The sequence below is a fragment of the Corallococcus sp. 4LFB genome, from assembly GCF_046520365.1.
GTDB classification, from domain to species: Bacteria; Myxococcota; Myxococcia; order Myxococcales; family Myxococcaceae; genus Corallococcus; species Corallococcus caeni.
In genome coordinates this window covers 1-13,049 of the sequence record NZ_JBKGHJ010000232.1, presented here as the reverse complement: position 1 = coordinate 13,049, position 13,049 = coordinate 1, and the positions used below count along the sequence as shown (strand labels likewise).

General features: G+C 70.0%; 12 protein-coding genes and 1 pseudogene. 6 read left to right on the top strand and 7 right to left on the bottom strand.

What is annotated here, in order from left to right:
* The 4 genes from ACLEQD_RS23510 to ACLEQD_RS23495 form a co-directional block, all read right to left on the bottom strand.
* Nucleotides 1–497, bottom strand: a 497-nt coding sequence (locus ACLEQD_RS23510) for a serine/threonine-protein kinase (RefSeq protein ID WP_410386916.1), incomplete at its 3' end; no start/stop codon positions are given.
* A 119-nt stretch (nt 498–616) separates the two neighbouring features.
* Entirely contained in the window at nt 617–1,084 is a 468-nt protein-coding gene (locus ACLEQD_RS23505) for a response regulator (protein ID WP_410386914.1), read from the bottom strand.
* Between the two features lie 175 nt (nt 1,085–1,259).
* Nucleotides 1,260–3,086 (bottom strand): Ig-like domain-containing protein, encoded by a 1,827-nt coding sequence (locus ACLEQD_RS23500; protein ID WP_410386912.1) that lies wholly within the window; start codon nt 3,084–3,086, stop codon nt 1,260–1,262.
* A 189-nt stretch (nt 3,087–3,275) separates the two neighbouring features.
* Entirely contained in the window at nt 3,276–4,928 is a 1,653-nt protein-coding gene (locus tag ACLEQD_RS23495; RefSeq protein ID WP_410386911.1) for a carboxypeptidase-like regulatory domain-containing protein, read from the bottom strand.
* A gap of 141 nt (nt 4,929–5,069) precedes the next feature.
* On the opposite strand from ACLEQD_RS23495, the gene ACLEQD_RS23490 reads away from it, so the two are divergent.
* The 3 genes from ACLEQD_RS23490 (at nt 5,070) to ACLEQD_RS23480 (ending at nt 8,914) form a co-directional block, all read left to right on the top strand.
* Nucleotides 5,070–5,513 carry an HIT family protein gene (locus ACLEQD_RS23490; RefSeq protein ID WP_410386909.1) on the top strand — a complete coding sequence of 148 codons (444 nt, stop codon included), beginning with the start codon at nt 5,070–5,072 and terminating at the stop codon, nt 5,511–5,513.
* An 84-nt stretch (nt 5,514–5,597) separates the two neighbouring features.
* Nucleotides 5,598–8,462, top strand: a complete 2,865-nt coding sequence (locus ACLEQD_RS23485; protein WP_410386907.1) for a TonB-dependent receptor domain-containing protein — start codon at nt 5,598–5,600, stop codon at nt 8,460–8,462.
* Between the two features lie 14 nt (nt 8,463–8,476).
* Nucleotides 8,477–8,914, top strand: coding sequence for a GNAT family N-acetyltransferase (locus tag ACLEQD_RS23480; protein WP_410386905.1), 438 nt, complete (start codon nt 8,477–8,479; stop codon nt 8,912–8,914).
* A gap of 3 nt (nt 8,915–8,917) precedes the next feature.
* Here ACLEQD_RS23480 and ACLEQD_RS23475 read toward each other — a convergent pair.
* Nucleotides 8,918–10,130, bottom strand: a pseudogene (locus tag ACLEQD_RS23475) (MFS transporter).
* A 129-nt stretch (nt 10,131–10,259) separates the two neighbouring features.
* Between ACLEQD_RS23475 and ACLEQD_RS23470 the strand changes: the two are divergent.
* Nucleotides 10,260–10,715: an FKBP-type peptidyl-prolyl cis-trans isomerase gene (locus ACLEQD_RS23470; protein ID WP_410386903.1), complete on the top strand. Its 456-nt coding sequence runs from the start codon at nt 10,260–10,262 to the stop codon at nt 10,713–10,715.
* Nucleotides 10,716–10,726: 11 nt separating this feature from the next.
* On the opposite strand, the gene ACLEQD_RS23465 is transcribed toward ACLEQD_RS23470, so the two are convergent.
* Complete coding sequence (locus ACLEQD_RS23465; protein WP_410386901.1) at nt 10,727–10,951, bottom strand: hypothetical protein; 225 nt, start codon at nt 10,949–10,951, stop codon at nt 10,727–10,729.
* A 91-nt stretch (nt 10,952–11,042) separates the two neighbouring features.
* Between ACLEQD_RS23465 and nudC the strand changes: the two genes are divergently transcribed.
* Both nudC and ACLEQD_RS23455 read left to right on the top strand, forming a co-directional pair.
* Nucleotides 11,043–11,879 (top strand): NAD(+) diphosphatase, encoded by an 837-nt coding sequence (gene nudC, locus ACLEQD_RS23460; protein WP_410386899.1) that lies wholly within the window; start codon nt 11,043–11,045, stop codon nt 11,877–11,879.
* Between the two features lie 160 nt (nt 11,880–12,039).
* A complete protein-coding gene (locus ACLEQD_RS23455; protein ID WP_410386898.1) occupies nt 12,040–12,732 on the top strand; it encodes a radical SAM protein in 693 nt (230 codons plus the stop codon).
* A 17-nt stretch (nt 12,733–12,749) separates the two neighbouring features.
* Here ACLEQD_RS23455 and ACLEQD_RS23450 read toward each other — a convergent pair whose 3' ends face one another.
* Nucleotides 12,750–12,986: a hypothetical protein gene (locus ACLEQD_RS23450; RefSeq protein WP_410386896.1), complete on the bottom strand. Its 237-nt coding sequence runs from the start codon at nt 12,984–12,986 to the stop codon at nt 12,750–12,752.
* Nucleotides 12,987–13,049 lie beyond the last annotated feature (63 nt).

The following is a 13,049-nucleotide window of genomic DNA, read 5'->3' as shown; positions in this document are numbered from 1 at the left end:
CGGTCGAGCAGCTTGGCCAGGCCGAAGTCGAGCAGCTTCACCTCGCCGCTCTCCGTGAGCACGGCGTTGCCCGGCTTGATGTCGCGGTGGAGCACGCCCCGGCGGTGGGCCGCGCCCAGCCCCCGGGCCAGGTCCCGTCCAATGCCCAGCGCGCGCTCCCAGGGCACGGGCCGGGCCAGCCGGTCCAGGCTGACGCCCCGGATGAACTCCGAGATGAGGTACGGCTGATCCTCCAGCTGCCCCACCCGGTACAGGGTGACGACGTTGGGGTGCTGGATGCGGGCGGCGGCGCGGGCCTCCACCAGGAAGCGCGCCAGCGCGTTGGAGCCCAGCGACGGGATGAACTTCACCGCGACGGGGCGCTCCAGGAGCGTGTCGTGCGCCAGGTACACCCGGCCCGTGCGCCCCCGTCCGAGCGGACGCACGATGCGGTACTCGTCGAACTCCTCGGGAGGAGTCCACGCATCGGGCGGAGAGGACGAGGCGGGAGAGCCCACCAGGGTTGCCTACGTTTCCCGCGTCCAGGGGTCAACCGGGGGGCCCGCGGGAGCCAGCCCCGGCGCAGGCTGCCGCACCCGAGTGTCCATCCATGGACACTCCCAGGTGGAGCCTGGGGTTACTCCTGACCCGAGCGGGGCTTCGCCTTGCTGGGTTTGAGCATGTTGCGGATCTTGTTCTCCAGGTCCTGGGGCAGGCAGGGCTTGGCGACGAACTCGTCCGCGCCCACGGAGAGGGCGTGCTCGGCGTTGCCGGCGAGCACGTGGCCGGTGAGGGCCATCACGGGGATGTCGCGCGTGCGGGTGTCCTGCTTGATGCGCCGCGTTGCCTCCCAGCCATCCATGACGGGGAGGGACAGGTCCATGAGGATGATGTCCGGCTCCCCCTCCTGGGCCTTCTCCACGGCCTCCAGGCCGTTCTTGGCGGTGTCCACCTCAAACCCGCAGAACTCCAGGTATTCGGCGTACATTTCGCGGGCGTCGTCGAAGTCGTCGACGACGAGGACGCGCTGCTTGGAGTTCACGGGCACGGGCCCACCGCTCGCGGTTGGCTCACCCTCTGGAGATGTCAGGACCGCGTTCTTCATGGAGCAGAGGCCTCGCATGCAGGGGAGGGGCGGGACGAATCTAAACACGTCCACGAAAAAGCGCCCGTTCTCGCAAGATTTCCCTGGACGGATCCCAGGGTAGGTCCGCTGTCCGCCGGGCGACAGGGGGACAGTGGACGACACTGTAGGTGGGCGGAGGGACTGGGGGTGGGGGTTAGTGGTTGGGGCGGTAGACGTGGACTGCCCAGATGACCGTGTCGGCCGACTGGACCTTCTCCGTCCACGACACGATGGGCTCGTTGTCCCCCGCGAGGGCGAGGTCGGGGAGCCCCCACAACAGGCTGCCCGGGCTTGGTTTCAAGATGCCGCCCAGGGGCTCCCATTGGGTTCCCGTCCAGCGCTGCGTCTGGCCAATCCGACTGGCCGTCTCGGTCGCGGAGGGTGCTTCGCTCGCGAGAACAACCAGCGACCCGAGGGAGTCCAGCGCCATGGCGTCCACCCCTGGATCCATCCCGCCGGCGATGTCCGCCAACGGCTTGCCGACCGTCACCCAGGTGGTTCCATCCCATTGCTTGATGAGCCCTGCGCGCACCCCATCTCCCCAGCCGCTCCCCCCCACGAGCACTCGTCCGGCGTCATCAACAACACGGGTCATTGGCAGCAAACCAAGACCCGCGGAGAGGTCCGCCCAGGCAGTCCCGGTCCACTGCATCACACGCCCGACCGCGGCCTTGCCCCACTCAGTCTCGCTAAAAGTGAGGACCGGTCTTCCGGACACATCCAGGTCGAACCCCATGTAATTGATAGTCGTCGAGCTCTTCATTGGCACTGGCGCAGCCATTGAAACCCAATTGCTTCCACTCCACTGGCGGAACACGACTTGTTCCTGCGTGGTGTTGCGCTCGCGCCATGCCACAACAGGAAGAGCTCGGACACCGGAACTGAAGCCCATCCACGGGATGTATCCCTGCGCGAGGCTGGTTGTCATGAATGTGCCCATGGGCTCCCAGGCCGTTCCGTTCCATCGCCGGACATGGATCTGGTTCTGGGAGCCGGTGGTGTATTCCAACCACGCGAGCATCGGGCGTCCTTCAGGGTCGAGCTGCAACGCATTTCCCCAGATGTCGCTGCCCGTGGCTCCAGACATAGGAGCCCCCAGGTACTCCCAGTCCTCGCCCGCCCAGCGTTTCGCGCGAACCGTCCCGTTTTGCGTCCAGGCCACGACAGGCCGGGCGTCACTCCCCACCCGAAGTGACGTCTCAACGGCGGTGCTCTCCTCAATCTTTCCAAAAGTCTGCGGCGCTCCCCACTGGAGATAAGCGGGCACGGACCACACCCACGCTGGCCTCGTGGACTCAAGCCGGTTGCCGGCGAAATCGACAACCGTGTCAGCCATCACCACCTCGATTCGCTGATTGACCGGCAGGGGAGACGTTGGATTCAAGGTCAGGGTCCGGCCATCCCCTGAAAGGAGAATGCTCGCATCCAGGCGCCTGTCCTCAGCCACCAGTTGAATCGACTGCCCGTTCACGCTGGCGCCGTCCAGCGGCTCGGAGAAGGTCGCCTCGATGGGCGTCCGCACAGCAACATCGGAGGCGCTGATGGCCGGAACCTGGGCGATCATCCAAGGACGCGTGCGATCAACCACCACGGTGCGCTCAGCGCTCAGGAAGACCTGCTCGTTTCGGAGAGCCCGGACAACGAGCACATGGGTACCTTCTGAAACGCGCCAGGTCTCCCACGTCAACGAATACGGCGCGTCCAGCGTCGTGACAGGAGCGCCATCCACCAGGAGTTCCACCCGGTCCGGCACCGGCCCCACGACCTCCACCTGGACCTGGAGCGCGCCGTTCGTGGAACTGTCCGAGGTTGGTGACAGCCAGGTGAGCAGAATGGGACGCGTGTCCGGGCTTCCAGAATCCGGTGCAGTACCGGGCTCCAGGTCGGGAACCTGGATGCATGCCGCGGGCATGAGCAGCATCGCCAACAGGATGGAGCTGAGGTTTTTCATGGGGCCACGGCTGAGCAAGAAGGAGTCCATCCGGAAGCGGACCCGATCCGTATGCATCCCGATAGGTTGCGCGTCCAGCGACGCGGGGACACGTCTGCATTCAAGACGGGAGGATCCCACCTCGGGGACACGTGAAACGAAGATGCCCCCGCGAAGCATGGGCTTCACGGGGGCATCCAGGAGGACTCAACCTCCTATGTCAGGCTGATGCAGCCGGGCTCAAGGATTAGGCAGGGCCGGCGGGGGCTGCTGGATGATGCCCGTCAGCTCCAGGTCTGCGTTGATCGGCTGGCCCCAGATGGACTCGTAGGTGTCGTTGGTGCCCAGGACGGGCGCCAGGTTGCTGAACACCACCTGGACACGCATCCGGTCCGTGCCGACGAGGGGGTTGCCGCTGTAGATGAAGGAATAGCGGGTGCTGTACCCGGACGGCTGGATGCCAAACACCGGCAGCTCGGCCGGCGTGCGCGTCTGGATGGGCTTCGTCGGCTCGGCCATCTCCAGGGGGAAACCCTGGCCACTGTTGTTGCCAATCTCACCGAAGGAGTTGCCACCCGTGCCGCCAACGCCGTCGATGTCGGCACCCAAGAGGACCTGAACGGACTGGCCGACCTGCTTCGCGATGGGCGCGCTGAAGGTCACGTAAACGGTCTCATTGGAATTGAGCTGGAACGCGCCAACCGCCGGCGGCCGCTCCAGCTCCTGGTACCGGATCTCCGCGATGGTCACGGCCTTCGGAGCAGCCTGGTCGCCGCCGAAGAAGAAGCCCGTGCGGCTGTAGTTGCTGCCACCCTCGGCGGACACGGCGCGCACGAAGATGTTGTACTCCTTGCCCTCCTGCACGATGCCGTTGGCCGGGGTGATGGTCGCCGAGTAGCCACCGACGTTCACCGAGGCCGTCACCGGCAGCGACTCCTTCGCGTACTCGTCCGTCAGGCGCACGAGCAGCGAGCCCGGCTGCACCGGCTGGTTGAAGTACACGTAGATGGGCTCGCCCGGACGCACCATGTTCCGGAGCGGATCCGTCTCCACGGCGCCCTTGAGGCTGGACACGTTGCCACCCTCGATGGTGAGCGCCACGTTCGACGGCTTCGAGTAGGACAGCTGCGCGAGCGCGGTGGTCTGCGTCCCCACGATGGCGCCGCCCGAGTAGCTCTTCACGTAGCCGCCCGTGTCCACCACCCCGTCGCCGTTGGAGTCCATCGGGGCGATCCACAGGTTGTAGGTGCCGTTCAGCCGCGCCAGCTCCACGCCGGAGGGGATGCCGTTGAAGGTCAGGACGCCGTTGGAGTCCGCCGTGGCCTCCACGTAGACCTTGCTCACCACGGAGTTGGCCTGGTCGTAGTTGCTCAGGATGACCGAGCCCGCGCGGTCCACCTCCAGCACGCCCTTCGCGCCCACCGCCGGACGGCCCTGCGGCGTCACCACGTTGACGACCAGCGAGCCGTTCAGCTGCGTCAGCGTCACCGGACCGAAGCTCGCGTTGCCGTTGTTGATGGGCACCGTGCCCGCGGCCGACGGCACCGTGGACGTCGCGCGCAGCGTCGAGTAGCCGCTCTTGCTGAACGTCAGCAGCACCTGCGCGCCCGCCGGCACGTCCGTCATCACGAAGTTGCCGCTGGCGTCCGTCGTCGCCGACTTGCCCGTCGGCTGGCTGCCAATCGTCATCGCGACCATGACGTCCGCGAGCGGCTGCAGCGTCGTGCTCAGCACCTGGCCCGACACCGTGCCCTTCGGCGTGGAAGGCACCACCACCGACACGTTGTTCGGATCCCGGATGCCATCCGCCACACCATCATTGTCAGCGTCCGTGGCGTCACCGCACCCCCAAACCATCAGCGGCAACACGGCCATCAGCACATGCTTCTTCATCGTCCCCACCTTGAATTTATGACGGAATTTTCACGCCCCAGCTGCTCCCAAAGGGCGGAAATCGGACACTCCCTGACCCGGGCCCACGCCGTCAAGGTGGGGTAAAATCTACCCAAGCCCACTGAAACAGGATGACTCGCCATGTCAGACGTCAACGACCCGTGCCTGGGCTGCGCCATCGTTCACGGGGAGTTCCACCCACCAGGTGGCGTGCTCGCCCGGGCGCCCGGACTCGTCCTCCACGCGGTGGCGTCCCCCAGCCCGCTGCCGGGCTGGGTGGTGCTCACCAGCGCTCAGCACGTGCGCGGCTGGTATGACCTGGACGACGCGGCGTCGCGGGAGCTGGGCCCGTTCGCCGCCCGGGTGATGCGCGCCCAGCGCGAGGTGCTGGGCGCGGAGCACGTCTACGCCTTCGCCATTGGCGACGTGCTCCGCCACTTCCACCTGCACCTCGTGCCCCGCTTCGCGGACACGCCATCCCACCTCCGGGGTCGGGGCGCTTTCGACGCGGCCCCGGCGGAGCACCTTTCGCCAGAAACGCTGGAAGCCGCGGCCCGGCGGCTGGCGGTGGCGCTCGCCCGCTGACCCATGCCGGGCGTGCACAGGGCGCCTGGATGGACCGCTGTCATGGACCTGACACCGTATCGGGGGAAGAATGCAGGCGTCCTCATGCGTGCGTTCTCCCTCGGCCCCTGGCTGCTGTCCCTCTGGCTCCTCACCGCCGGTCCCGCGCTCGCGGACAACAACGCGGATGAGGCGGACATCGCCTTCGAGCTGGGCAACGACGCGTACTCGCACGGCAACTACACCGAGGCGCTGCGCTCGTACTTCACCAGCTACCGGCTGGTCCCCAACCGCAACGTCCTCTTCAACATCGCGCGCTGCTTCGAGGCCCTGGGCAAGTTCAACGAGGCGTACCGCTACTACAACGACCTGCTCGGCGAGGACCTGCCGGCCGAGGACGCCTCCGAGGTCTCCCGCTCCCTGGAGCGGCTGCGCCCCAAGGTCGCCCTGGTGCGCGTCACCACCAACCCCCGGGGCGCGGACGTCTTCGTCGACCGCGCGGACCTGGGCAGCCGGGGCCGCTCGCCGCAGACGCTCGCGCTGTCGCCGGGCCGGCACAAGGTCCTGGTGCAGAAGTCCGGCTACCGCCCCACCGAGACCACCGTCACCGTCACCCGGGGCCGGGAAGTGCCGGTGGACCTGGACCTGGCCCTCATCACCGGCATGGTGGACGTCACCGGCACCCCTGAAGGCGCCGAGATTCGCGACAACCCCACCGGCCCCGTCCTGGGCCGCGTCCCCGCGAAGCTGCGCCTGTCCCCGGGCCAGCGCGTGCTGCACGTGCGCGCCGCGGGCCACGCGCCCGGCCAGTACGTCATCGACGTGCCCTCGGAGGGCACGCTGCCCCTCACCGTCACACTGAACCCCCAGACGGCGCCCACCGGGCGGGTCGTCGTCACCGCCAACCACGACGGCGCCACCGTGCGCGTGGACGGCCGGCCCGCGGGCTTCACCCCCACCGTCGTCACCCTCCCGGAGGGCGAGCACGTGCTGGAGGTGGAGAGCCGCGACGTGCGCCCCGTGCGCCAGAAGGTCACCGTCATCCCCGACCAGGAGGTGAAGGTCCACGCCACCCTGCGCTACGAGCCGCCCCCGGTGCGCGCCGCGTCCAAGCGCCTGCTGTCCGTGGACGAGGCCCCCGCCTCCACCACCGTGCTCACGCCGGAGGAGCTGCGCGCGTTCGGGTGGCGCACCCTGGCGGAAGCCCTGGCGGGCGTGCGCGGCTTCTTCCTCACCGACGACCGGACGTACACGTACCTGGGCGTGCGCGGCTTCTCACCGCCGGGCGACCTCAACACGCGCATCCTCATCCTCTGGGACGGCCACGCGATGAACGACGTGTGGGCCGGCCAGGGCTACGCGGCGCACGACCTCAGCGTGGACCTGGAGGAGGTGGAGCGCATCGAGGTGGTGCGCGGCCCCGGCAGCGCGCTGTACGGCACGGGCGCGTTCTTCGGCGTCATCAACGTGGTGCCGCGCGAGTCGCTGGGCCTGGACCGGCGGCTGGAGATCACCGGCGCGGTGGGCGCGCTGGGCTCCACGCTCGTGCACGCCACCACGTCGTGGGAGGACCCGGAGCGCTCCGTCCTCTTCAGCCTCGCGGGCATGAAGTCCCACGGCGCGGACACCACCCACCTGGGCGACCCGGGCCCCATCGTCACCGGCCTGGACGGCGAGAAGGCCGGCACCGGCTCCTTGCGCGCGCGGCTGGGCAACCTGTCGCTGGTGGCCCAGCTGCACGGGCGCAGCAAGGACGTGCCCACCGCGCCCTATGGCACGGTGGTGGGCGCGCAGGGCACGCGCGTGCAGGACGTGCGCGGCTTCGCCGAGGCGAAGTACGAGCGCCCCCTGTCCGAGCGCTTCGTCCTGTCCCTGCGCGGCGCCCTGGACCTGAGCCGCTACCAGGGCCACTGGAACTACGGCGACGACAGCACGGCGACGAACACCGACTCCGGCGCGGCGGACTGGCTCACCGCCGAGGCGCGCCTGTTCGCGGGCCTGTCCGACGACAACCGCCTCACCGTGGGCGTGGAGGGCCAGGCCCAGCTGCGCGTGGACCAGAAGAGCGTGGGCCCCGCGGTGGCCGCGCCGCTGGACACGCGCACGCGCTCGCTCGTGTCCGTGTACGCGCTGGACGAGTGGCGCCTGCACCCGCGCCTGACCCTGTCGCTGGGCTTCCGCGTGGACAAGTACTCCGACCTGGACTCGCTGCCGCTCACGCCCCGGCTCGCGGTCATCGGCCGGCCGTATGAGCAGGGCCTCACCAAGCTCGTCATCGGCCGCGCGTTCCGCGCCCCCAACGTCTACGAGCTGTTCTACCAGGACAACTTCCTCACCCAGCGCCCCGCGGAGCGGCTGGAGCCGGAGACCATCACGACTTTCGAGGTAGAGCACTCGCACGACCTGTCGCACGAGCTGCGCGTGACGGTCGCCGGCTACCACAACCGCATCTCCCAGCTCATCACGCTCAACACCGAGTCCGCGGCCACGCCTGCTTGCGGCACCGCGAGCGCGCCCACGCAGTGCCTGGTGTACGCGAACAACTCCGGCGAGACGCTCGCGTGGGGCGCGGAGGCCGGGCTGCACTGGCAGCCGGGCCGCTGGCTGCTGGTGGACCTGAGCTATTCCTACGTGACGCTGCGCAACGCCTCACAGGACGTGGTGGAGGCCGCGCCCACGCACCTGGCCTCCGGGCGCTTCCTCCTGCCCGTGGGCAACGGCGACATGCGCATCGCCACGCAGGCCACGTACCAGAGCGCGCGGGTGCCCGGCATCGCGGGCGCGGACAGCGGGGAGGCGCTGCTCGTGGGCTTCGGCGTGTCCGGCGACTACGGCCGGCTGCGCTACTTCGCGGGCGTGAACAACCTGCTCGACGCGCGCTACGCCTTCGTCGTCAGCGACGACGTGTCCGCCGGCCCCGTGCCCCAGTACGGCCGCACCTTCAACCTCCAGCTCACCGGCAGCTTCTGAGGGGCTTGCGCGCCATGGCTGAATCCCGCCTCGACTTCATCCAGCCCGGACACCCGCTCTACGAAGGCGAGCTGGAGCTGCGCTTCCGCGTGCTGCGCGAGCCCCTGGGCCACACCCGCGCCTCCGTGAAGTTCCCCTTCGAGCACGACAGCCTCCACCTGGTGCTCCACGCGGACGGCGCCGTGCTGGGCTGCGTGCTGTTCCACCCGGAGGACGCGCACGGCGGCCGGCTCTTCCAGATGGCGGTGGACCCCACGCTGCAGGGAAGGGGTTACGGCGCGAAGCTGGTGCTCGCTTTGGAGGACGCGCTGCGCGGGCGCGGCTTCCGCCACGTGCACCTGCACGCGCGCGCCCCCGTCGTCCCCTTCTACGAACGCCTGGGCTACGCGGTGTACGGCGAGCCCTACGAAGAGGTGGGCATCCCCCACCGGAACATGCAGCGCGACCTCTGAGCCTCAGGTCGCGGGGACCTGGACCGCCGGCAGCCGGCGGCTCCCCCAGAGCACCGCCACCAGCGCCGTGAGCGACATGCCCGCGCCCACCGCGCACACGCCCGGCCAGCCCGCGCGCGTCCACGCCGCCATGCCCGCCCCACGCGCCCGCGGCGCCGCCCACGAAGTAGGTCACCATGTAGAGGGTGTTGAGCCGGCTCCTGGCATCCGGCCGCAGCGAATACACGCGCGCCTGGTTGGCGATCTGATTCGCCTGCGCGCCCAGGTCCAGCAGCACCACGCCCAGCGCGATGCCCCACAGCGAGTGCCCCAGGAGCCACAGCACGACGAAGGACGCCAGCAGCACGGCAATGGCCAGCGCGTTGATGCGCCGGCCGGCCCCCCTGTCCGCGGAGCGCCCCACCAGCGGCGCGATGACCGCGCCCGCCACGCCCACCACGCCGAAGAGGCCCGCCACCTGCGCGTCGTAGTGTCCCGGCAGGGAGCGCAGGTACAGCGCCAGCGTGGCCCAGAAGGCGCTGAACGCGCCGAAGGTCAGCCCGCCCAGGAGCGCGTGCAGCCGCAGCACCGGCTCCGTGCGGGCCAGGTGGATGAGCGACCGCATCAACTGCGGATAGGGCATGGCGGCCACGGGCGGCTGCGCGGGCAGCGTGAAGCGCAGCACGACGCCCATCACGACCATCAGGCCCGCGGCCACGAAGAACATGGTGCGCCAGCCCAGGTGCGTGCCCACGAAGCCCGCCGCCGTGCGCGACAGCAGGATGCCGATGAGCAGCCCGCTCATCACCGTGCCCACCACGCGCCCGCGCTCCGAAGGGGCCGCGAGCTGCGCCGCGAACGGGATGAGCAACTGCGGCACCACCGTGGTGACGCCGATGGCGAAGCTCGCCGCCACCATCACGTGCAGCGTGGGCGCGAGCCCCGCCGCCACCAGCGCCACGCCCACGCAGCAGCACAGCACGAGGATGACCTCGCGGCGCTCCAGGCTGTCTCCCAGCGGCACCAGGAACAGCATGCCCACCGCGTAGCCCACCTGCGTCAGCGTGGGCACCAGCCCCAGCGCGCTCCCGTCCGCGCCCAGCGCCCGGCCGATGTCTCCCAGGAGGGGCTGGTTGTAATAGAGGTTCGCGACGGTGACGGCCCCGGCCACCGCCATCAGCCAGACGAGCGAGGGACGGAGCGAAGCGGAAGGCGCGGGGTCGGAAGGCGTCTGCATGGCGGGCGGCGCAACGGATAAGCCTCGCGTGGACGCGCTTCAAGCAGGACGTGCGCGCGCAGCCTCCAGCCGGGCGGGCAGGCCACGCCCCCCTTCCCCACGGCGCCCGCGCGCGGCAGGCTGCGGGCCATGCTTCGTTCCCTTCTGCTGTGCGCGGTGCTGGCCCTGGCCGGCTGTGGTGGCGACTCCTCCTCGGGTGACCCGGCCCAGGTGACGTACGCCGACGCCCTGGGCGTGAACCTGTCCTCCATGAACAAGAGCGAGTCCGGGCTCTACACGCAGGACCTGGTCGTGGGCACCGGGACGGAGGCCGTCGACGGAAGCCGCGTGCTGGTGCACTACACCGGCTGGCTGCCGGATGGCTCCCAGTTCGACAGCAGCCGCGGCGGTCAGCCCTTCAGCTTCGCGGTGGGCGCGGGCCAGGTCATCGAGGGTTGGGACGAGGGGCTCGTCGGCATGCGCGTGGGCGGCACGCGCAAGCTCGTCATCCCCTCGGAGCTGGGCTACGGCTCGCGCGGCTCTCCCCCGGTCATCCCGGCGGACTCCGTGCTCGTCTTCGACGTGGAGCTGATGCGCATCTACTGACGCCCACGGCTTCAGACGCCGGGCGTCCCTCCGGACACCGGCGGCGCCGGGGGCGTGCGCTTCTTCGGAATCGAAGAGCGCCCCTTCGGGCCCTTCAGCGCCACGCCCAGCAGCATCGTCGCGGGCAGCATCATGCCCAGCCCCTGCGTGAGGTCCTTCGGGGGATGGTTCACCACGCCCAGCACCATCCCCAGGAAGAGCAGGCCGCACACGATGCGCAGGACGAGGGCGTTCACGGTCAAAGGCTCCCAGGCGGGCAGTGCCCGTTCGCGGGCGGCCGGAGCATAGCGCGCGGCGCCCCGGCGCGCCGTCCGTTAAGGTGGCCCCGTGAGCCCCCTGAAACGCTTCCAGCCCGGGTATGACCCGCCCGCCCGCTCGCGCGACACCGCGCTCCTGTTCGCCGTGCGCGGCATGGACCTGCTCGTGTCCGAGCACGACGGCCGCCTCGGCCTGCCCCGGTGCCCGGCCCTGCCGGACGCCGCGGCCAGCGCCCACTTCCTGGGCGTGCTCGACGACACGGACTGCTACGCCGCGCCGGTGACCGGCGACTTCACGCCGCCGGAGGGGCTGAAGTTCGTCCCCGCCCGCTCGCTCTACAAGCAGGTGGACGAGGCGACGTTCGCCGTGGCGGGCCGCGCGCTCTCCATCGCGGAGTGGGACCTGAACCACCGCTTCTGCGGCAAGTGCGGCACGGCCACGCAGCGGGTCCCCGGTGAGCGCGCGCGCCGCTGCCCGGTGGACCACACGCCGTTCTACCCGCGCATCTCGCCGGCGGTCATCGTCCTCATCACCCGCGGGGACGAGATGCTGCTCGCGCGCAACGCGTCCTTCCCGGAGCCGTTCTTCAGCACCGTGGCGGGCTTCGTGGACCCCGGCGAGTCGCTGGAGGAGACCGTCCTGCGCGAGGTGAAGGAGGAGGTGGGCGTGGACCTGAAGAACGTCACCTACTTCGGCAGCCAGCCGTGGCCCTTCGGCCGCTCGCTGATGGTGGGCTTCATGGCCGAGTACGCGGGCGGCGACGTCACCGTGGACGGCAAGGAGATCGCCGAGGCGCGCTGGTTCGGCGTGGACGACCTGCCCCGCATCCCGCCCCGCCTGAGCATCGCGCGCCACCTCATCGACACCTTCATCGGCCAGGTGAAGGCCCGCCGGCCCCAGCCCTGAGCTCCCCCCGCTGAGCTCCCCGGCCCGGTCCGTCCGGGCCGGGAGCCAGGCGCCCGCTCCGGAATTCCCCGCGTCCCCGGACGCGTTTCACCCGGATGGGCGCACCGGGCTTGACCCCCGCCCCCCGGGTGCGCTTGATGCGCCCCTCCGCACGCACGCCATGCCCGCCGCACGCCCGCACATCGAGCCCCGCCGCGTCCCCACCGCCGACTCCGTCGTGGTGAAGGAGATGTATCTCTCGCTCCAGGGCGAGTCGTCCCACGCCGGGCTGCTCTGCGGCTTCATCCGCCTCACGGGCTGCCACCTGCGCTGCTCGTACTGCGACAGCGAGTTCGCCTTCCACGGCGGCAACCGCATGAAGAACGCGGACGTCGTCGCCCAGGTGCTGGCCATGAACACGCCCGCGGTGGAGGTGACGGGCGGCGAGCCCCTCCTCCAGCCCGGCGTGTATCCGCTGATGGAGGCGCTGCTGGACGCGGGCCTCAAGGTGCTGCTGGAGACGAGCGGCGCCATCGACGTGCGGCTCGTGCCCCCGGCCGTCCACAAAATCGTGGACATGAAGACGCCGTCGTCCGGCGAGTGCGACCGCAACGACTACCGCAACCTCACGTCCATGAACGCCAACGACGAGCTCAAGCTCGTCATCGGCTCACGCGAGGACTACGAGTGGGCGCGCGCGCTCGTGCGTGAACACCGGCTGGGCCAGAAGCCCTACAGCGTCCTGTTCTCCACCATCTTCGACAGGCTCCACCCGCGCGAGCTGGCGGAGTGGATCATCGAGGACCGGCTGCCGGTGCGCTTCCAGCTCCAGATGCACAAGTACCTCTGGGACCCCAACGCGCGCGGCGTGTGACGCGCGCTGCCCGGCCCTCATCTCCGCGACAGCACGACGGCGGCGAGCGCGCCCCACAGCAGCAGGCCCAGCAGGTTCAGTGCCGACAGGACGCGCAGGACGATGGCGAAGGCCTGGTCCCCCAGCTCGTTCTCACGCCGTATCTTCCGCGTGGAGATGACGGTGCCGGCGACCGCCGCCGCCAGCGTCCACGCGAGCGCCAGCAGCCCCCACCTGCTGCTGCTCAGCGTCGGACGCGCGGTCCACGCGAGCACCACGGCGCGACGAGGAACAGGAGCCCCAGCAGGTTGGCCAGCAGCCCCAGCCGCACCGCTCGC